The sequence below is a fragment of the Neptuniibacter sp. UBA6509 genome, from assembly GCA_002435145.1.
In the GTDB taxonomy this organism is placed as follows: Bacteria; Pseudomonadota; Gammaproteobacteria; order Pseudomonadales; family Balneatricaceae; genus Neptuniibacter.
Map to the genome: position 1 here is coordinate 28,135 of DJLT01000041.1, position 20,800 is coordinate 48,934.

The following is a 20,800-nucleotide window of genomic DNA, read 5'->3' on the forward strand; positions in this document are numbered from 1 at the left end:
TTAGGGTTTTGATGAGGATGGGGGAGGTGTGAACCCTCAATTTCCATTTAAGGGCTCTCTGTAATAGAGGGGGGGTTAGCTCTTACGTTTAACGGCAATGTTCGCTAGATGAATTAGGGTTTCTTTAAATGAAGTCTCAGGTAAAGATGCAAGCGCTTCGATGGCAAGATCAGCTTCTTGCTGTGCCTTTTGCTGAGTATATTCTATAGCCCCAGTCTCTTTAACTATATCCATAATAGGCTGTAAGTCGTCTAAACCGCCTTTGCGGATGGCTTGACGAATGAGCAAGCGCTGCTCGTCGTTACCTTCGCGCATAGCGTGAATTAAAGGTAAGGTTGCTTTACCTTCTGCAAGGTCGTCGCCTACATTTTTACCCATCTCTTCGGCTGTGGATAAGTAATCCATGACGTCGTCGATTAATTGGAATGCGGTGCCTAGGTGACGTCCGTAGAGACGAAGCCCTTCTCTTTCTTCGCTGCTACTACTAGCGAGGATTGCGCCCGCTTCAGTAGCTGCTTCAAAAAGCATGGCTGTTTTTCCTAAGATAACTTGCATGTAAGCATCTTCGGTTGTGTCAGGGTTTTTCGTGTTTAATAGCTGTAAAACTTCACCTTCGGCAATCACGTTTGTAGCATTGGATATCACAGACATAATATCCATAGAGCCAATCTCTACCATGATTTGAAAAGCGCGAGAGTATAAAAAGTCGCCGACTAATACGCTTGGAGCGTTACCCCATTTCGCATTTGCGGTGTCTTTGCCACGACGTAGATCAGAATTATCGACAACATCATCGTGTAGCAGTGTTGCTGTGTGAATAAACTCGATGATTGCGGCGAGAGGGATATGGTCTTTGCCTTGGTAGTCAGCGGCGTTGGCTGCCAGCAGTACTAATAATGGACGAATTCTTTTTCCGCCGCTCTCCACGATGTAATGGCCTATTTTCTCGACTAAAGGAACGTTGGAGCCCAGATGATTGATAATATAATCATTAACGGCTTCGAATTGAGGTTCAATAGCGGAGTTAAGCTGGTGTGGCTGCATAGTTGATGGCTGCTTATTGGCAAATGTATGTTTAGTTGTAACGCGAATGCTATGGGGCTGGCATGAAGCTGTCAAGAATCGAGCGTGCTTATCGTGCGATAGTTTGATCTGTACTTGTGTGTGTGTGGTGTTTGCTTTATAATCGCGCGCCCTGACCCATCCAATAATGGCTCCCTACCATATGGTGTATCCATTAGAAGTAGGCCTTCTTTTTTTAGTAGCTGGGTGGGCATTAAACGGAGATAGACATGTACGCAGTAATCGTAAGCGGTGGTAAACAGTACCGCGTCCAGGAAGGTGAAACCCTTAAGCTGGAAAAACTACCTGTAGAAGCCGGTTCAAATGTAGATTTTGATCGTGTTCTATTAGTAGGCAACGGCGACGATCTAAAAATCGGCGCGCCTGTTGTAGAAGGTGCTAAAGTGACTGCTGAAGTTGTTCAGCACGGCCGCGCGAAGAAAGTTGAGATCATCAAATTCAAGCGTCGTAAGCACCACATGAAACGTCAGGGCCACCGTCAGTGGTTTACTGAAGTTAAAATTACTGGCATCTCTGCCTAAATTAACCGATCTGGGAGACAGATAGATGGCTCATAAGAAAGCTGGTGGTTCTACTAAGAACGGTCGCGACTCGGAGTCGAAACGACTTGGTGTCAAACGTTTCGGCGGTCAGGCAGTTATTGCTGGAAACATCCTTATTCGTCAGCGCGGAACTAAATTCCACGCAGGTGAAAACGTAGGTTGTGGTAAAGACCACACTTTGTTTGCGAAAGCAGACGGCGTTGTGAAATTTGAAGTTAAAGGCCCGCTAAAGCGTAAATACATCTCTGTTGTAGATGCGTAAGTAACGGTTTCTTGCTTTATTAAAAGCTCCGCTATGGCGGAGCTTTTTTGTTTATAATTGTTTCAAATGGTTATTTGAAGTGGTTATTTAAAAGAGTTATTTAAATTAGAAAATAGGGTATCTACCGCTGAGTCTTGATGTTGAAGCAGGACTTAATAGTAGATTTCCTACCGAAAACTTTGGGGAGATAAAATGAAATTTGTCGATGAAGCGGTCATTACGGTGGAAGCCGGTAAGGGCGGTAATGGGTGTATGAGCTTTCGACGTGAGAAGTATATCCCCAGAGGTGGTCCAGACGGTGGCGATGGTGGCGATGGCGGTTCTATCTTTTTTGAAGCGGATGAGAATTTAAACACGCTGATAGATTATCGTTTTACCCGTCACTATAAGTCGGAAAACGGAAAGAACGGTACAAGCCGTAACTGCACAGGTCATAAAGGTGATGACCTTGTCTTGCGTGTTCCTGTAGGGACGACAATCATCGATACTGACACGGATGAAGTGTTGGCTGATATGACGGTGATTGGTCAGGTTGAAAAAGTCTCTCAGGGTGGTTTTCATGGTTTGGGCAATACGCGCTTTAAAAGTAGTGTGAACCGTGCGCCTCGTCAGACCACTAAAGGCTCGTTTGGTGAAACGCGTAATATCAAGTTGGAGCTTAAGGTTCTGGCGGATGTTGGTTTGCTGGGTCTGCCTAATGCGGGTAAATCGACATTGATCCGTGCGGTTTCTGCGGCGAAGCCAAAAGTAGCTAACTATCCGTTTACTACGCTGGTGCCAAATTTGGGTGTGGTGCGTATAGAGCAGTCTCGAAGCTTTGTTATTGCTGATATTCCTGGAATTATCGAGGGTGCGGCAGAGGGCGCGGGTTTAGGTATTCGTTTCCTTAAGCATCTAGCGCGAAATCGTATTTTACTGCATCTTGTTGATATGGCGCCTTGGGATGATGTGACGCCTGCGCAGGCTGCTGAAGTTGCTGTATCTGAATTGACTAAGTTTAGTCAGACGCTTTCTGAGCAGCCGCGTTGGTTGGTATTGAATAAGTTAGATATGGTTCCTGAAGATGAGCGAGAAGAGCGCTGTCAGGCTGTTCTAGATGCGTTAGATTGGGACGGTCCGGTTTATCGTATCTCTGCATTGAGTAAGCAGGGAACAGAAGAGATGATGCGTGATATTCAAGCATTCTTGGATCAGCGTCTCGAAGCGATAGAGGAAGATCCAAGTATTCTCGAGCAAGAGCAGGCTATACGTCATCAGGTAGATGTGGAAGCGCGTGAGCGTGTGGAGCAGATGCGAGCGGATATGCGTGCGCGTCGAGAAGGTGAAGATGTAGATGGCGGCGACTTTGACGATGATGATTATGACGTTGAAGTTGAATATGTTCGTGAGTAGATAAAGTAGTTAGTCTTCTTTGCGATTTTAGAGGTATTGGAGTGGCTGTGGGTAGGGATAAGCTTAAACGTGCTAAGCGTTGGGTGGTTAAGATTGGTAGTGCGCTTCTGACGAATGACGGTCAGGGGTTAGATCAGCAGGCGATCTCCCGTTGGGTTGATCAAATCGCAGCTCTCCAGTCGTCAGGTCTTGAAGTGGTTCTGGTATCCTCTGGTTCAGTGGCTGAGGGGATGACGCGCTTAGGTTGGTCTGAGCGCCCTAGTGAAATTTATAATCTTCAAGCGGCTGCGGCTGTGGGTCAGATGGGTTTAGTGCAGGCGTATGAGACAAATTTTCAACGCCATTCTATGCATACTGCTCAAATTTTATTGACTCATGAAGATCATTCAAACCGTAAACGCTATTTAAACGCTCAAGCAACGCTTCGGTCTCTTCTAGGGATGGGGGTGGTGCCAGTAGTTAATGAGAATGATACAGTTGTTACGAAAGAGATTCGTTTTGGTGATAACGATACTCTAGGTGCGTTGGTTGCTAATTTAGTGGAAGCGGATGCGTTGATTCTTCTAACTGATCAGGACGGTCTTTTCACGGCGGATCCGCGTCATGACAATACAGCGACGCTTATCTCTGAAGCACGCTCTGAAGATGAATCGTTGTCTGCTATGGCGGGTGATGGTGGTAAGTTGGGTCGTGGCGGTATGGCGACTAAAGTACGTGCTGCTCAGTTAGCTGCGCGTTCGGGTGCGGTGACGGTTATTGCAAGTGGGCGCGAAGATGATGTCTTGCTTCGTTTGAGGGATGCAGAGGCTTTAGGTACTTTGCTGGTGCCGGAAAAAAGTCCTGTGGTTGCGCGTAAACAGTGGATCGCCGGTCATTTGCAAGCTAGAGGTAATCTTGTCTTGGATGAAGGTGCCGTTCGGGCGTTGCGTGAGCGAGGTAAGAGTCTTCTACCTGCGGGTGTTCGTAGCGTTAGTGGTGATTTCTCGCGCGGAGAAATGGTTATCATTAGTGATGAGTTTGGTCGTATCGTTGCGCGTGGTTTGGTTAACTATGGTGTTGATGCGGCAGGTAAAATCATTGGTAAATCCAGTCATGAAATAGAATCGATATTAGGATTTATGGGTGAAGAAGAGTTGGTTCATCGGGATAATTTGGTGCTGGCTTAAGCGATAGTTAAAATGTATGCCGTCTAGGTATAAGTTAGACATAAAAAAACCGGCTATTGCCGGTTTTTTTAGTATTGCTCTAGCTTAAATTAAGCTAGACCAACAATCTGCTTAACCATGCGGCTCTTAGTGCGGGCAACTGTGTTCTTATGGAAGATGCCCTTATTTACAGAACCGTCCAAGATAGGCTGTGCAACTTTGAATGCTTCTTGAGCTGCTGCCTGGTCACCAGCTTCGATAGCTGCTTGAACTTTCTTAATATAGGTACGTACCATGGAACGCAGGCTAGCGTTATGCTGGCGACGCTTCTCTGCCTGGCGAGCGCGTTTACGAGATCCTGCGGAATTTGCCACAGTTCGGCTCCTTATAAATGAGTTAAATAATTATTATCGGCATAAAAGCCGAAAAATCAGAGGCGAGATTATTCATATTTGTTGGCCCGCTGTCAATAAAACTACAGAAATTTTCTTGTTGAAGCAGTAATATGCGCATTCTCTTGAGTGTTATTCATGAAAATAATGGTATTTATCGGTGTCACAGCAAACTTCAGAACCTAAAAAATCAGTCGGATTACTACGCTCCAGTGCCATTGTGGGCATTATGACGATGCTTTCGCGTGTTTTAGGGTTGGCGCGTGACGTTGTGGTGGCTAACTATTTTGGCGCCAGCGGAAGTGCAGATGCTTTTTTTGTGGCGTTTAAAATCCCAAATTTTTTGCGACGTTTGTTTGCTGAGGGGGCCTTTGCTCAAGCGTTTGTGCCAGTCCTATCTGAATACCGCACCCAGAAAGACCTTAAAGCTGTGCAGATGCTCGTTAACTACGTTGCGGGTACGTTGGGCAGTGTATTGATTGCGATCACTGTACTGGCTGTTGTAGGCGCGCCCATGTTAACCGCGGTATTTGCACCCGGTTTTTATATGGGCGACGAGGGTAAGTTTGAACTGGCTGCGGAAATGTTGCGAATAACCTTCCCTTATCTGCTACTTATCTCGTTAACGGCGTTTGCGGGGGCGGTGCTCAATAGTTATGAGCGGTTTGCCATTCCGGCATTTACACCGGTGTTGCTGAACATTTCACTCATCTGCTCAGCCATCTTTCTAAGTCCGTTATTCGACCCGCCGGTATTAGCGTTGGCGTGGGGGGTGATGATCGCAGGTGTTGTTCAGCTTGTGTTTCAGTTGCCGTTTATGGCGCAGATTCATCTTTTGCCTAGGCCTAAGTGGGGTTGGAACGATCCGGGTGTCCGTCGCATTATGACGTTGATGTTGCCCGCGCTCTTTGGTGTTTCCGTAACGCAGATAAACCTTCTTTTGGATACAGTGCTGGCCTCCTTTTTACAAACGGGCAGTGTGTCGTGGCTCTACTATTCGGATCGTTTGGCTGAGCTCCCTTTAGGGGTTTTTGGTATTGCGATCGCGACGGTAATTTTGCCCAGTCTTTCGCGTAAACATGCAGAGCAATCGAGCGAACACTTTTCCTCAACGCTAAATTGGGCGATGCAGATGGTGATGTTAATCGGTATACCTGCTGCAGTGGCGTTGTTTATTTTGGCAGAACCTATGCTCGTGACTCTGTTTCACTACGGGGCTTTAGGTGATCGAGATGTCATGATGGCTGCTATGAGCTTAAGAGCTTATGCCTGTGGCTTATTGGCATTTATGCTGATCAAAGTTTTGGCGACGGGTTACTTCTCTCGACAGGATACGAAAACGCCTGTGAAAATTGGTATTCAAGCTGCCGCGCTCAATATGGTGTTTAACTTGTTACTGATTGGACCTTTTGCGCATGTAGGTTTAGCGGCCGCGACAGCAATGTCGGCATTTTTAAATGCCGGGTTGTTGTTACATGGATTGATTAAAACCGGGCTTTTTTCTTGGAGTGCTGGTTGGCTGAGCAGTCTACTGCGTATGTTGGCTGCGAACGTGGCAATGGGTGTGTCGCTTTATTTTATGATGGATGCGCCTGAAAATTGGTTGCTCATGGATCTGTGGCAGCGGGTGATGAATATGGCTATTTTAGTTACGGTAGGTGGCGGTGTTTATGTTTTGGTTTTATTGATCTGTGGTTTAAGACCGAATCACCTGAAACATGGATAGTCGGTTGCTAGTTGCACCTTGTACATAAGCTGATTAGTGCCGGGTTTATGGGGCAGCTTAAACATCTGCCTTCAAAGGTACTCGTTGGCCATTATCTGAGCTATAATGCCGCGTTTGTTTTGGGTGGAAGTTTTCTAGGGCGTTTGTTTCTGTTCTGGAGGATGAGTTTTCACATATCGTTAGTCACAAGAGTTCTTGATGGAATTAATCCGCGGATTACATAACCTACGTGAAAAACACCGAGGTTGCGTTGCGACAATTGGTAATTTTGACGGTGTTCATTTAGGTCACCGTAAAGTTTTGGCGCAGGTTAAAGCAAAAGCAGATGAGCTAAACCTTCCATCTATCGTTATAACTTTTGAACCTCAGCCTAGAGAGTTTTTTGCGGGTAACAACGCACCACCTAGGCTGACGCGTTTTAGTGAAAAGCACAGGCTACTGGCAGCAGAAGGAATCGACAGGCATCTATGCTTAACCTTCAATGAGCGTTTAAGAGCGATGACAGCTGAAGGTTTTGTGGAAGAGTTGCTGTTACGAGGTTTGGCCGTAGAGCATTTTGTTGTGGGTGATGATTTTCGCTTTGGCTGCGATCGTTCAGGTGATTACACCATGCTATGTAGAGCAGGCGAGAAACATGGTTTCTCTGTTGTGAATACCGAAACATTTATCAGTGCTGATGAGCGGGTGAGTAGTTCCCGAATACGTGAAGCGTTGGAAGAAAACGAATTAGAAAAAGCAAACAGTTTACTTGGACGCCCTTATACGGTTTCAGGTCGGGTGATGCATGGGCAGAAATTAGGGCGTCAGTTGGGTGTACCCACTGCTAATGTGCGTATGCATCGATTTCCCTGTCCGCTAAAAGGTGTTTATGCGGTTGAGGTCACCGGTGGTGGTCTTAAACAGCAAGGTGTATGTAATGTGGGATTGCGCCCAACAGTGTGCGGTCAACAGCCTGTGTTAGAGGCACACCTATTTGATTTTGATAAAGATATTTATGGCCAGCTGTTAACGGTCGAATTTAAGAAGTTTATTCGTGCTGAAAAGAAATTCGACGGATTAGAACAGCTGAAACAACAGATTTTTGCAGATATTGATGACGTGCGGGCGTTTTTTGCCTGTACCCGTAGTTAATTCGGAACTTAATAACCATGACCGATTATAAAGTAACATTGAACCTTCCTGAAACCTCTTTCCCTATGCGCGGCAATTTGGCTCAGCGCGAGCCGAAAATGCTAAAGGGTTGGCAGAAGATGGATCTTTACCAAAAAATTCGTGACGTGAGTGCTGGGCGAGATAAGTTTATCTTGCATGATGGCCCTCCTTACGCAAATGGTGATATCCATATTGGTCATTCGGTTAATAAGATTCTGAAAGATATTATCATCAAATCTAAAACCATGAGTGGTTTTGATGCGCCATATGTTCCTGGTTGGGATTGTCATGGTTTGCCGATTGAACACAAGGTTGAGACCAAAATCGGTAAGGCTGGCGTTAAAGTTTCGCATAAAGTATTTCGTCAGAAATGCCGAGATTATGCTCATCGACAAGTTGAAGGTCAGAAGAAGGACTTTATTCGCCTAGGTGTTCAAGGTGATTGGGAAAATCCTTATCTGACAATGAATTTTGATACTGAGGCCAATATCATTCGCGCCTTAGGAAAAATTGTTGAAAATGGACATTTAGTTAAAGGCTTTAAACCCGTTTATTGGAGTGTTGTAGGTGGTTCTGCTCTAGCTGAAGCGGAAGTGGAATACCAAGATAAAACATCGACTGCTATTGATGTGCGTTTTGCGCCGGTAGATCAGGCGGACTTTTTAGCTCGTTTTGATGGTGCTGAAGAGGGCGAAGGAAATACTTCTGTCGTTATCTGGACTACCACGCCTTGGACGTTGCCTTCAAACCAAGCGGTTTCAATCAATGCAGAGTTAGATTATGTGTTGGTTCAGCTAGATCTAGGAGCTGGAACAGAGCGAATCCTGTTAGCTGAAGGTTTAGTTGACGATGTGATGACACGCTACGGTGCTGAAGGGCATAAAATTGTAGGTCGTTGTCAGGGCGCCGCGCTAGAAAAAGTTCAGCTACAGCATCCTTTTGCCGATCGTAAAGTGCCTGTGATTCTAGGCGACCATGTAACCTTAGATGCAGGTACGGGTGCGGTACATACAGCACCCGACCACGGTGTAGAAGATTTCGAGGTAGGTCGCAAATACGGTATAGGCACGCTTAATCTTGTTAATGCATCGGGTGTCCTTGGTGAAGGTGCAGGCGTATTTGCCGGCCAGCACGTTTATAAAGTAGATGACAACGTTGTCACTTTACTTAAAGAAAATAATGCACTCGTGCTTGAACATAAGTTCCAGCACAGTTACCCACATTGCTGGCGTACAAAAACACCGCTTATCTACCGTGCTACGCCTCAGTGGTTTATCAGCATGGAAGAGAAAGGCCTAAAAGCTGATGCGCTTTCTGCTATTAAGGGTGTTGAGTGGTTCCCTGGTTGGGGTCAAAACCGCATTGAATCTATGGTTGAGCAAAGCCCTGATTGGTGTGTTTCTAGACAGCGTACTTGGGGCGTACCTATCACGTTGTTTATCCATAAAGAAACTCAACAGCTACACCCTAAAACGGCTGAACTGATCGAACAAGTTGCGCTTCGTGTTGAGCAAGAAGGCATTGATGCTTGGTTTGATCTTGATCCGGCTGATCTATTGGGTGTAGATGCGGATCAATATGAGAAAGTAACCGATACGCTAGATGTTTGGTTTGATTCCGGTGTTACTCACTACTCTGTTGTTGATCAGCGTGAAGGGCTAAATTTCCCGGCTGACCTGTATCTTGAAGGTTCAGATCAGCACCGTGGTTGGTTCCAGTCTTCGCTTAAAACCGGCATAGCGATTAAAGGGTGCGCACCTTATAAACAAGTGCTTACTCACGGTTTTACAGTGGATGGCCAAGGCCGCAAGATGTCCAAGTCTGTTGGTAACGTTGTTTCTCCTCAGGAAGTGATGAACAAATATGGCGCGGATATCTTACGTTTATGGGTAGCGTCTACCGATTATAGCGGTGAGATGACCTGCTCTGACGATATCTTAAAGCGTGCTGCAGATGCTTATCGACGTATTCGTAACACTGCACGTTTCTTCTTGGCTAACTTGAACGGTTTTGATCCTAAAACGGATATGGTGCAATCGGAAGAGATGGTTGCATTAGATGCTTGGGCGGTTGATCGTGCTGCACGCCTACAAGAGGAATTGCTAGGTCATTACGAACAGTATGAGCTACTTCAAGTATTCCAGAAAATCTCTCATTTCTGCTCGCAGGATATGGGTGGTTTCTATCTAGATATCATTAAAGACCGTCAATACACTGCGGCAACGGATTCACCTGCACGTAAATCAGCTCAGACGGCTCTGCACCACATCGTTGAAGCATTGGCTCGTTGGATCGCTCCAATCTGCAGCTTCACTGCGGATGAAATTTGGGCTGAGTTATCAGGTGAAAGAGCTGAATCTGTTCATTTGGATGCTTGGTATCAAGGGCTGACTAAACTTCCAGAAGGTACTGCGTTAGGTGGTGCATACTGGGAGCAGGTTATGGCGGTTAAAACTGCCGTTAACAAACAGCTAGAAGAGCAGCGTAATGCGGGTAATGTCGGCGGTAGTTTGGAAGCGGAAGTGACCTTGTACTGCGATGATAACTTGTTACAAGTGCTGTCTAAACTGGAAGATGAATTGCGTTTTGTCTTAATTACATCTCAAGCCGCTGTGGCGCCTCTATCAGATGCTGCTAATGCTGAAGATACCGAGCTGGAAGGCTTAAAGTTGAGTGTTGTTAAGAGTGAAGAGCAGAAATGCCCACGTTGCTGGCATTATCGTGCTGACATTGGCCAAAATGCAGATGAGCCAGAACTTTGTGGCCGCTGTGTTGAAAATGTTACCGGCGAAGGCGAAAGCCGTAGCTTTGCATAATGGCTTTGTGTGATGGCATTGTATAATGACAACGACAAGTGAAAATGTTGATGCTGGGCAGAATGCTGTGAGCCATCAAGCCGATAGCGTAAAACGGAGCTGCCTCGTTTGGGGGTGGCTTTCGTTATTAGTCATTGTTCTTGATCTAGGCAGTAAACAGTTAGCTGTTGCTAATATCAGTTACGCCGAAACTATACCTTTGCTCCCGTTTTTTGATCTTACCTTGCTACATAATACAGGTGCTGCATTTAGCTTTTTAGCGAATGCGGGGGGCTGGCAACGTTGGGCTTTTGCTCTGATTGCTATGGTTGTCAGTGTGGTGTTAGTTATTTGGATGCAACGTACGGAGCGTCGTTATTGGTGGTTAGGTCTAGCGTTATCAATGGTTCTAGGCGGCGCTTTAGGTAATCTTTATGATCGTGTTGTTCTTGGCTACGTGATTGATTTTATCTCTCTGCATTATAATGGCTATTACTTCCCTGCCTTTAATCTAGCAGATTCAGCAATTACGCTGGGCGCGATAATATTGATTTTTGATATGCTTTTTCTGGAAGCTAAACGTAAAACCTCTGAAGAGATGAGTAATGAGTAAATTAATAGGCCCTGGAAAAACTGTCACTCTACATTTTGCTATTAAATTAGAAGATGGGCAGATCATCGACACTAACTTTGATAAAGAGCCGGCTACGTTTACGGTAGGTGATGGTAATCTTACAGAAGGTTTTGAAAAAGCACTGTTTGGTCTTGAAGAAGGGATGAAACAGACCTTAAGAATACTGCCAGAAAACGGCTTTGGTATGCCAAACCCAAGCAATATACAGAAGGTACCCCGTTCACAGTTTGAGGGAATGGAGTTAGAGCAAGGGTTAGTGATCTCATTTGCGGATGCTGGTAACGGAGAGCTTCCTGGAGTAATATCGGAATTTGACGACAAAATGGTGTCGGTGGATTTTAACCATCCATTAGCAGGGAAACAGCTAGACTTTGAAGTAGATATACTTAAAGTCAGCTAAGCAACAAACACCCAAGCCCGAATAAAATTATTCGGGTTTTTTGTATTATGACGATCTTAGGTCTACGCTTTCCTAAGACCCCCCTTAATGTTTGTATGGCGTATGTTTCCTTAAACGACTAATCTTAAGTATATAAAGTATTTTTTATTTACTGGAAGTAGGTAATGTCTGTAAAGGAAAAAGGCTTCACGTTATTAGAATTAATGATCGCAGTCATCATACTGGGGTTCGTTCTCGGCCTTGGAGTTCCTAGCTTCAATTCCTTCATTGAGTCGTCTCGACTTCGGGCTGCAACCCATAGTTTAAATACCGCGGTTCAACTTGCTCGCTCTGAGGCTTTAAGTCGCAGGGAAAATGCGGCTGTTTGTCGTTCAAATTCAGCTCAAGACGCTTGTGATTTTGATGTGGATTGGAGTAGTGGTTGGATGGTTGTTGCGCAGCAGGGTTCTGATTTAGAGGACGCAGCGGATGTTACCGTAATAAAAATCTGGGAATCTGTTGATTTGGTTGCGTCAGGAGCAGCGAATGGTTTTGCGTTTGATCGCTTAGGACGAGGTATTACCATTGGAGGGGTGAGAATTCAGAATGATACAGATCATCGGTGTATATCTGTGAATATAACTGGACGAACTGCTGTGCAGGAAATTAGCGCAGGAGATAGTTGCCCATGATTGATTCAAAAGCTTGCCAATCAAAAAAACAAAAGGGCACAACGTTGATTGAAGTGCTGATTGCTATAGTGATTATTTCTATAGGGTTGTTATCTGTTGCCGCTTTACAAACAGTTGCCCTGAAAAGTAATAATGGATCTTATTTAAGATCACAGGCTACTTTTTTAGCCTACGATCTTGCGGATAGGATTCGAGCTGCTCCCGATTCTGCAGAAAATGGCGATTATAATGATGGTCAAGGTGGTGATCGAGCAGAATGGGATGCGCGAGTTGTAAATCAGTTGGGTTCTGGTGCTTCTGGGCAGGTAGTGATGGTTATAGGTTCTACTGCGAATGCGGCATCAATAACGATTCAGTGGAATGATAATAGGGCTAGAATTCGTGCTGCAAGTGATGCTGATGAGTCAGTATTAACTAGTTTTAATTACCAGATGGAGTTTTAGTGAATGAGGGCTAGGGGGCTGAGCGCGAAGGAAAAGGGTTTTAGTTTAGTAGAGTTGATGATCGCTTTAGTCCTTGGCTTGTTTGTAATTGGTGGTGTTATCTCGGTCTTTATTGGTAGCTCTCAAAGCTTTAGATCCAATGAAGCATTGTCCAGAGTCCAGGAAAACGGACGCTTTGCCTTGGAACTCATCGCTCAAGATATTCGAAATACAGGCTATAAAGGTAGCTGTTTTGTGGATGCGGTAGATGTTATTAATACAGCAGATTCAGATTATGAGTCGGATGCCTATGATCTCAATGATCCAATTAAAGGTTGGGCCAATTCTACAGGTGAATTCTTTGCAGGTGATTTAACGGGCTATCAGGCAGGCACGGATTTGATAATAGTGAAGCATGCTGCCGAGGCTGCTGGAGCTATTTTATCGGCAAATGTAGATTCGACTGATACTACGTTTTCTACGATTGGTGGTGAAACGCCGGGAGCTATTTTAGTCCTCTCGGATGCAATAGGTTGCGATATTTTTCAGAACACGGCCGCGAGTGATACTGCTGACTTAGAGCGAGGGACCGCTGGGGAAACGATGAATAATAAAACTGTGGCAACGCAAGCATTAAGTCACTCATATCTTTCCGGGGGGAGTACAGATATTTCGTTATTGTCTAGTACTCTATTTTATGTAGGTTCGGGCTTAACTACCTCAAGTGCGCTTCGGAGCGTTAGCTATGATAATGGTGCTCCTGATGATCAAGAGTTGGTTGAAGGTGTAACGGATCTCACGTTTAACTACGCTGTTGTATCGGGTGCAGGGCCTGCGCTCAACTACTCGAATACTGCTGTTCAGATAACGGCAGCTAATGAGTGGGATGATGTTGTAGCAGTCAGGGTGACGGTGGATGTTGTAGGAGACCAAAATATATCGCACCAGTTTTCTACCACTATAGCGATAAGGAATCGTTTGCAATGATTACTCAGCGTCAGATTAAATCAGATCAGAAGGGCGCTGTGTTGATTGTTGCGCTTATCTTTTTGGTAGTTTTATCATTGATTGGCGTTAGCTCCATGCAGGGAACGACGATGCAGGAGACAATGTCAGGTAACTTGCGAGACCAATATTCTGCTTTTAATGCAGCAGAGGCTGGATTACGAGAAGGGGAACGGCAGGCAAGAACTGATTATTTCGATGACGCTCTAGATCAAGATACATCGATTAGTGGAAGTTATGCAGCCTCTTTCTCCTCGGCAGCAGTTCCTTCTTGGAATGCTGAATTGTTGGCGGAGATTTACGTAAGTACAGGTATTGATGCTGATTCTTCTGGAGCTGTGATTAGAGTGACAGCCTCATCAGCGGGCTTTACCGGACAATCGGATGTTCGGCTTGAATCAATTTATGTAGTGGAAGAATAAGATTACTTTCACGGTTATGGGAGACTGTTCAATGAAGTATTCAAAATCTACAAGCCTCTGTTGGTTAGTCTCTGCGCTTGTTTCTGTTAGCTTATGGACGCCTTTAAGTATGGCTTCTACTGTAGCTCAAACCCCCTTGTTTTTAGGTGAAGGTAATGTGCCAGGAAATTTAGCATTAGTCCCATCTGTTGAATGGCCGACGGTGTTAAGTGCTGCGAATATAGGTAGTTATGATGAGGATGTGGAAAGCATCGGGTATTTTGATTCAGGAAAATGTTATCGCTACCAGTATGAAACAACAGAAGCCGATCGTCACTTTTATCCGGTCAGTCTCACAAGTGATTTTAAATGTTCCGGAGATGTATGGAGCGGAAATTATTTAAATTGGGCTACGACCCAGACAATTGATCCATTTCGTTGGGCATTGACAGGCGGTTATAGAGTTAAAGACACAACCACTGAAACTTGGTTAGAGAAAGCTCGTCATAGCGGTCAAAATAATTATTTTGATGAAAGGACGATCTCGGGAGCGACTGTTGTAAATAATGCGACACCGTTTTCTACAGCTACCTTTAAGTCAGAGGTAGGTGGGCTGGCTAACCAGATGCATTTTACGTTGCCATCAGGTCATGGGTTTACAAACCTGACAGGTGCCGCATCTGTTATAGCTTTTCATGATACTGATTTTAGTTCGGGATGGAGTACGTATTCTAGTGGATCGGTTTCACGAAGCTCAACTCAAGCGCAGGATGATAGTTTTTCTCTAAAAAAGACTAACAATGACGACCCTAATGGGGGGTATAAAAATCTTGGCACCACAGTGGATTATGATGACTTCATTTTTGATGGCTGGATTTATCGGCCTACAGTCGGTACTCAAAATGGGCAATCCGATCGCTTAGCTTTATCTAATAGCAGCGCGAATGGTTATGGTTTTAATATTTCTTCCGGAAACATTCGAATTGAGCGTCGTAACGGGGGATCTGGAACAACAATAAGCAGTAGCGTCTCGATTTCTCGCCCCTCTGATCAGTGGTATCGTTTTGTTTTTCAGTCTGTATCTGGTAATAAATTCAAGTTAACTGTTTTTAACAGTTCTGGTACACAGTTAGGCACAGTTACTAGCAATGCAGATACTAACTATAATAATTTCAGTCGGTTATATGTACATGGAGGTCATGAGTATTATGTAGATAATCTTACTATTCATGAAATTACAAGTGCTGGATCGGTTGCCTACGATAATGTTTCTAGTGATAAATATGGGACAACAGTAAGGGTTAAGGTCTGTGATTCTAATATTGGAGTAGAGGATAACTGTAAACAGTATGGCTCTAACTGGAAACCTGAAGGTCTTATTCAACGATATTCAGATGAAATCCGATACAGTATTTTTGGCTACCTTAATGATTCTAATTACAATAGAGATGGTGGCGTTTTAAGGGCTAGCAAGAAATATGTTGGTCCTACGCAGTTGGATCCTACCTTGGGGGTTATTACCAATCCAAATACCGAATGGGATGCTAGTACAGGGGTGCTGATTCAAAATCCTGACGCTGCCGATGCATCTGATACCGCAACATATTATGGGGCAAGTGTATCAAATAGTGGTGTTCTTAATTACCTTAATAAGTTTGGGCAGCTTAATAGCAATAACTTTAAAAGTTATGATCCTGTAAGTGAACTATATTATACGGCGCTTAGGTATTACAAAAACCAAAGCAGCATAGAAGAATATTATACGAAAACGCCTAATCATAACTCTTCTCCTGGTAGCACTGAAATAGCGAAATGGGTTGATGGATTTCCTGTTGTTCGGACGTGGAGTGATCCTATTCAATACGCTTGCCAGAAAAACGTAGTTTTAGGGATTGGTGATGTAAATACTCACCGAGATAAGAATTTGCCTGGTAATACATCTGGAACTGATGAGCCTTCAAAACCTTCAGGAGTTACGAATGACATCACTGTTGATGTTCGAACGGCAACAGATAAAATCGCAGCCCTTGAAGGTATAAGTATTGATACCAGCGCTGCTAGCTATTCTGGACGAAATAATTCTGCATTTATGGCAGGTCTTGCTTATGATGCAAATACAACCGATATTCGGTCTGATAGTGGTGATTATGCGGGCACTCAGACAGTTCAAACCTATTGGGTCGATGTATTAGAGAATGAAGTTTTACGCGACAAGAGAAACAATCAATTCTGGCTCACGGCAAAGTATGGTGGGTTTGTTGTCCGTAAGCACCCTAGTTGTTCTTTGCCTAGTTATACTCCAACAGGAACAGAGTGCGATGATCAAAGTTTAGGTGATCCTTACCTTCGTACAGATGCTCTGCCAGAATGGTGGTGGTATACCAATACAGATATATTGGACCCAAATTCAGGCAGTGATTATAAGAGAGCGGATAATTTCTATACCGCGGGAGATGCGCGGAAAATGGTTGATGGCCTGACGGATGCATTTGCTTCCATCGCGGCATCGGTTCGTGGTGCAGCATCAGCCTTAACTGCCAATACTTCCCGTCTAGGTACGGGATCTGCGTTATTTAATGCTTTGATGGATACTACCTTATGGTCAGGTGATCTTGTTGCTCGCGGGATTAGTTCTACAGGGGTGTTGGCTACTTCAGATACTTGGAGTGCGGCCACCGTTATGGATGCGTTGGCTGAGTCCTCCCTTACGAATCGGAAAATATTTACAAGTACTTATGCTTCGAAAGACTCGATTACAGGTATTACGTTAAATACTAGTGGAGTGGAATTTAAGTGGGCGAGTCTATCCGCAGAGCAAAAAGAGATGCTACGAACAACCCCTTCAAGTGGTCCTTTGACCACTGAAGCAATAGCCCAGCAGAGATTAGATTTTTTACGTGGTAGTCGCTTGCTTGAACAGACGGTCACAAATAACTCGAATCCATTCCGTCAACGTGGGAGCCGGTTAGGCGATATCGTAAACTCTTCGCCTCAGTATGTTAATAAAAATAACTTTGGCTATAGTGCTTTAGGTACTCCTGTTTTTACGAGTTCGATAGGAAGTGATTATCTGACTTACAGAGCATCCTCGGTTTATGTTAATAAACCACCCATTTTGTTGGTGGGAGCCAATGATGGCATGCTGCATGCCTTTGATGCGACATTGGGTAGTGACGGAGGTAAGGAGTTATTTGCCTATGTCCCTTCAGGCGTGTTTAGTAATTTGTATGAGTTAGTGTATCCAGATTATAGCCATCGTTACTATGTTGATGGCGTTCCAAGAGCGTTTGATGCTTGGTTTGATCCAGCGGATGTACCTACCGGAGTATCCGGTGGCTGGAAAAGCGTTGTTGCTATTACCCCCGGAGCAGGAGGTGCTGGGGTGTCATTATTGGATATTAGTGACCCTGAAAATATGACTGAAGATGAAGTCTTATGGGAGTTTTCTCATGAGGATATGGGGGTATTAATTCAGCAGCCATTTATCACTCCTTTACATAACGGTAAATTCGGCGTGATAGTCACAAGCGGTTTTTCACATGGGGCTACAGAGGGGCATATTTGGGTTTTAAATATAGCAGATGGGTCAATTATTAGGGATATTGTCATCCCTACAACGGGGGGGGTAGGCCAGCCGGCAGTAGTTGATTTGAATCGAGACAAAATTGCAGATCGTATTATTGTTGGGGATACTTTAGGTAACGTCTGGCGCTTTGATATTACCAGTACCCTACCTGCAAACTGGGCTCCGCCTGCAGCGCTAGTGAGCGGTACGACCCCCGTTCCTTTTTTTGTTGCAAAAGATGCTTCAGGAACAAGGCAGCCTATTACGGGACCTGTGAATACTGCCTTTGATAGTAAGGGGCGCCATATGGTGCTGTTTGGCACAGGTAGCTATTACCTGAGTGGTGATAACCAAGTCGGTTCAACCCCTCAAGTGCAATCTCTGTATGGCGTTTTAGATACAGGGATAATTATTAGTGATCGCACGCAATTATTACAACAGGATATTATCTATGAAGGGGTAATAGGTAATCATGGAGCGCGTGTTACTTCAGATAATAGTTTACAGCTATCGGATAAAGGTTGGTTTTTAGATTTAGCGTGGTCTACTACCTACAGTGGCCCAGGAGGTATTGGTGAGTTAATTGATACGCGCCCAGTGCTAAGAATTGGACAAGTATTGGTTGCTACTAAAATTCCTTCCTCTGATCCTTGCGCAGCGGGGGGGAGCAGTTGGATTATGGCTCTTGACTATGAATCGGGTTCTGCTTTGAGTAATTCAACATTTGACTATGACGAAGATGGTGATTTTGGGGCCTCAGATTTAGTGGCTACGCCGGGGACTGATGCGGATGGTAACCCTGTTGTGGAGAATAAGGTTGGCTCTGGTGTTATGATGAACCAAGGTGGGGGCTTTGCAAATTTAGGTGATGGGTCATTTGTAAGGGAGATTCCCGCAGATGGTGAAACATCAACTACTGTTCGTGCTTGTTTGAGTAATAGTAGTAGTACTGGGATTAGTTGCCCTGAATTTAATGGAACGTTCAGCCAAGGCCGTAAAGGATGGAGAGAGGTAAGGTAATGCAGGGTAAATATGAATTAGGCTTTTCTCTATTAGAGTTAATGATTGTTGTGGCTATTGTAGGCATTTTGGCATCTATTGCTTACCCTAGCTACCAAGAGCAGGTTGCAGATGGGCGCCGTGTTGATGCCCAAGCCAATATTTTATCTTTAGCTCAACATATGGAGCGAGAATATACAGAAAATGGAACTTATGTAGGGGCTGCATTGCCTTATAACGAAGCTCCAAAGGATGGTGCGGATAAGTTCTATGATTTGGCCTTGCCAGTACAAACGGCAACTACTTATATCTTACGTGCAAGGCCCAAAAATGGGATGGCAGGTGATCGTTGTGGCGATATGACGGTCAATCATTTAGGGCAGAAGTCTGCTTCGGAGAATGATTGTTGGTAGTACTGCTTTAATAAAATAGCTTTCTAACCTGCAAAGGATTGCGGGGAGACATATGAAAAAGGAATTTTACGCCAGAGTTCGCTGGACGTTATCTGTTGGCTTTTTAAAAGGCTTCTCATTAATCGAATTGCTGATGTCGTTGGCGTTGCTGTCTGTGGTGTTGGCAGTTGCATTTCCTAGCTTTTCTTCTTTACTTACCCGTCTGCAGTTAGATTCCGACGTTTCGGCTATCCGTGCAGGGCTTTCCTTTTCTCGGATGGCTGCCCTCTCTAAAAATAAACAGGTTATCGCTTGCCGTTGGGACGGAATTAATAATTGTACTGGCGATGCAGGCTTAGGGACATTAGTGTGGCAGATGGGTTTGCTTGTTTATATCGATATTGATGAAAATAAGATATGGACCCCTTTGGTTGATCAACAGCTTAAAATTATTCCTTTTACGTTAAGTAATAACATTATATGGAACAATGGGGAAAAGGTGATCTTTCAACCCAATGGGAGTTCTCCGGGGTATAATGGTACTTTTACATTAACGGATGGTAACGGGGTAACCGCAGCGCTGCTTGTTTTATCGAGAACAGGTCGTTTACGGTATCAATCTCCAAATTAAGCACCTCGTATTATATGCTCTATTTCCGTTTATCTTCACAATGGAACCCGTTTAGTCGGTATCTAGGATATTACAATGTCTGATTTTCTAATTGTTGGCGGTGGTGTGATCGGTTTGATGTTGGCGCGAGAGTTAGCGCAAACAGGGGCTGAAATTACATTAGTGGATCGTAAACTGTGTGCTCAGGAGTCTTCGTGGGCGGGTGGCGGGATTGTTTCCCCATTGTACCCCTGGCGTTATCCTGAGGCGGTCACGCAGTTAGCTACTTGGTCGCAAAGTAGTTATATCCACCTTGCTGATGAGCTGCTAGATGAAACTGGCTATGACCCTGAGCTTCGTCAGAAGGGTATGTTTATGGTTGATGTGGAAGATCAGGAAGATGCTTTGGCTTGGGCGCAAAAATACCATCGCCCGTTACGTAAAGTTGACGCTGATTTTCTTTATCAAAAAGAGCCTAATCTAGTAAAAGGGTTGGAAGAGGCGTTATGGATGCCAGAGGTTTGCAGCATTCGTAACCCGCGTTTAGGACGTTCGCTGCGTGAGAGCTTAGTTAGAAAGCCTAATGTAAGGTTGTTGGAGCAGCAGGAAGTAGAAAGTTTTGCTCAAGATGCTAATCGGATTGTGGGTGTTAATACAAAACAAGGGTTGGTTACTGGGGATAAAGTAGTTATCGCTGCAGGGGCATGGAGTGCTGATCTGTTGAAACTGTTAGGTCAAGAGATCCCTGTTAAGCCTGTACATGGGCAGATGATGCTGTTCAAAGCAAAACCTGGGTTAGTCGATCGGGTGGTGCTTAAGGGTGGTCGCTATGTGATACCACGTAATGACGGGCGCGTACTTGTTGGAAGTACCTTGGAGCACTTCGGTTTCGAAAAACGTACCACGCAAGAGGCAGCGGCTTCTTTGCATGCAACGGCACTCGATATTATCCCTGAGCTAGATAATTATTCAGTGGAGCATCACTGGTCTGGTTTGCGCCCAGGTTCACCTGAAGGAATTCCTTATATTGGCGCTGTGCCCGGTTACGACAATTTGTTTGTAAATGCTGGGCAGTATCGAAACGGCTTAGTGCTTGCGCCTGCGTCTACCCGTTTGTTGGTAGATCTTATGTTGCAGCGAGAAACGATTATTCCAGCTGAACCCTATCGGTTTGATAGATAGCAGGGGATAGATAGCTTTAACTTGTAGAAT

At 44.7% G+C, this 20,800-nt stretch carries 19 protein-coding genes; 17 read left to right on the forward strand and 2 right to left on the reverse strand.

Translation table 11 applies throughout. The features are described 5' to 3' along the window. Positions 1-75: 75 nt before the first annotated feature. Positions 76-1,044, reverse strand: coding sequence for an octaprenyl diphosphate synthase (gene ispB, locus B4K11_RS05290; protein ID WP_292949159.1), 969 nt, complete (start codon positions 1,042-1,044; stop codon positions 76-78). A 248-nt stretch (positions 1,045-1,292) separates the two neighbouring features. On the opposite strand from ispB, the gene rplU reads away from it, so the two are divergent. The 4 genes from rplU to proB all read left to right on the forward strand — a co-directional run bounded on the left by rplU (position 1,293) and on the right by proB (position 4,445). Beyond that, the gene (gene rplU / locus B4K11_RS05295) at positions 1,293-1,604 is read left to right on the forward strand and encodes a 50S ribosomal protein L21 (RefSeq protein WP_292949158.1); all 312 of its coding nucleotides are present in this window, start codon (positions 1,293-1,295) and stop codon (positions 1,602-1,604) included. Between the two features lie 25 nt (positions 1,605-1,629). Continuing rightward, positions 1,630-1,887, forward strand: coding sequence for a 50S ribosomal protein L27 (gene rpmA, locus B4K11_RS05300; protein ID WP_292949157.1), 258 nt, complete (start codon positions 1,630-1,632; stop codon positions 1,885-1,887). Positions 1,888-2,079: 192 nt separating this feature from the next. Further along, a complete protein-coding gene (cgtA, locus tag B4K11_RS05305) occupies positions 2,080-3,279 on the forward strand; it encodes an Obg family GTPase CgtA (RefSeq protein ID WP_292949155.1) in 1,200 nt (399 codons plus the stop codon). Positions 3,280-3,320: 41 nt separating this feature from the next. Continuing rightward, positions 3,321-4,445: a glutamate 5-kinase gene (gene proB / locus B4K11_RS05310; RefSeq protein ID WP_292949153.1), complete on the forward strand. Its 1,125-nt coding sequence runs from the start codon at positions 3,321-3,323 to the stop codon at positions 4,443-4,445. 89 nt (positions 4,446-4,534) lie between these two features. Here proB and rpsT read toward each other — a convergent pair whose 3' ends face one another. Beyond that, positions 4,535-4,798: a 30S ribosomal protein S20 gene (gene rpsT, locus B4K11_RS05315; protein WP_292949151.1), complete on the reverse strand. Its 264-nt coding sequence runs from the start codon at positions 4,796-4,798 to the stop codon at positions 4,535-4,537. A 178-nt stretch (positions 4,799-4,976) separates the two neighbouring features. Between rpsT and murJ the strand changes: the two genes are divergently transcribed. From murJ to thiO, 13 genes are all read left to right on the forward strand, one after another. Further along, on the forward strand, positions 4,977-6,542 hold the full coding sequence (gene murJ, locus B4K11_RS05320) for a murein biosynthesis integral membrane protein MurJ (protein WP_292949149.1): 1,566 nt from the start codon (positions 4,977-4,979) through the stop codon (positions 6,540-6,542). A 198-nt stretch (positions 6,543-6,740) separates the two neighbouring features. Next, positions 6,741-7,673, forward strand: coding sequence for a bifunctional riboflavin kinase/FAD synthetase (gene ribF / locus B4K11_RS05325; protein WP_292949147.1), 933 nt, complete (start codon positions 6,741-6,743; stop codon positions 7,671-7,673). A gap of 17 nt (positions 7,674-7,690) precedes the next feature. After that, positions 7,691-10,510 carry an isoleucine--tRNA ligase gene (ileS, locus tag B4K11_RS05330; RefSeq protein WP_292949145.1) on the forward strand — a complete coding sequence of 940 codons (2,820 nt, stop codon included), beginning with the start codon at positions 7,691-7,693 and terminating at the stop codon, positions 10,508-10,510. 25 nt (positions 10,511-10,535) lie between these two features. Then, positions 10,536-11,102: a signal peptidase II gene (lspA, locus tag B4K11_RS05335; protein WP_292949143.1), complete on the forward strand. Its 567-nt coding sequence runs from the start codon at positions 10,536-10,538 to the stop codon at positions 11,100-11,102. Next, positions 11,095-11,523 carry an FKBP-type peptidyl-prolyl cis-trans isomerase gene (locus B4K11_RS05340; protein ID WP_292949141.1) on the forward strand — a complete coding sequence of 143 codons (429 nt, stop codon included), beginning with the start codon at positions 11,095-11,097 and terminating at the stop codon, positions 11,521-11,523. The genes lspA and B4K11_RS05340 overlap by 8 nt, the downstream gene beginning before the upstream one ends. Before the next feature lie 164 nt (positions 11,524-11,687). Beyond that, positions 11,688-12,194 carry a GspH/FimT family pseudopilin gene (locus B4K11_RS05345; RefSeq protein ID WP_292949139.1) on the forward strand — a complete coding sequence of 169 codons (507 nt, stop codon included), beginning with the start codon at positions 11,688-11,690 and terminating at the stop codon, positions 12,192-12,194. Continuing rightward, the gene (pilV, locus tag B4K11_RS05350) at positions 12,191-12,637 is read left to right on the forward strand and encodes a type IV pilus modification protein PilV (RefSeq protein WP_292949137.1); all 447 of its coding nucleotides are present in this window, start codon (positions 12,191-12,193) and stop codon (positions 12,635-12,637) included. The genes B4K11_RS05345 and pilV overlap by 4 nt, the downstream gene beginning before the upstream one ends. Before the next feature lie 3 nt (positions 12,638-12,640). Next, positions 12,641-13,603: a PilW family protein gene (locus B4K11_RS05355; RefSeq protein ID WP_292949135.1), complete on the forward strand. Its 963-nt coding sequence runs from the start codon at positions 12,641-12,643 to the stop codon at positions 13,601-13,603. Next, positions 13,600-14,043, forward strand: coding sequence for a pilus assembly PilX family protein (locus tag B4K11_RS05360; RefSeq protein ID WP_292949132.1), 444 nt, complete (start codon positions 13,600-13,602; stop codon positions 14,041-14,043). Before B4K11_RS05355 ends, B4K11_RS05360 begins: the two co-directional genes overlap by 4 nt. Before the next feature lie 31 nt (positions 14,044-14,074). Next, a complete protein-coding gene (locus B4K11_RS05365) occupies positions 14,075-18,607 on the forward strand; it encodes a pilus assembly protein (RefSeq protein ID WP_292949129.1) in 4,533 nt (1,510 codons plus the stop codon). Continuing rightward, positions 18,607-18,999, forward strand: coding sequence for a type IV pilin protein (locus tag B4K11_RS05370; RefSeq protein WP_292949126.1), 393 nt, complete (start codon positions 18,607-18,609; stop codon positions 18,997-18,999). The genes B4K11_RS05365 and B4K11_RS05370 overlap by 1 nt, the downstream gene beginning before the upstream one ends. 52 nt (positions 19,000-19,051) lie before the next feature. Next, positions 19,052-19,609: a GspH/FimT family pseudopilin gene (locus B4K11_RS05375; protein WP_292949124.1), complete on the forward strand. Its 558-nt coding sequence runs from the start codon at positions 19,052-19,054 to the stop codon at positions 19,607-19,609. 75 nt (positions 19,610-19,684) lie between these two features. Further along, positions 19,685-20,770: a glycine oxidase ThiO gene (gene thiO / locus B4K11_RS05380; RefSeq protein ID WP_292949122.1), complete on the forward strand. Its 1,086-nt coding sequence runs from the start codon at positions 19,685-19,687 to the stop codon at positions 20,768-20,770. Positions 20,771-20,800: the final 30 nt, after the last annotated feature.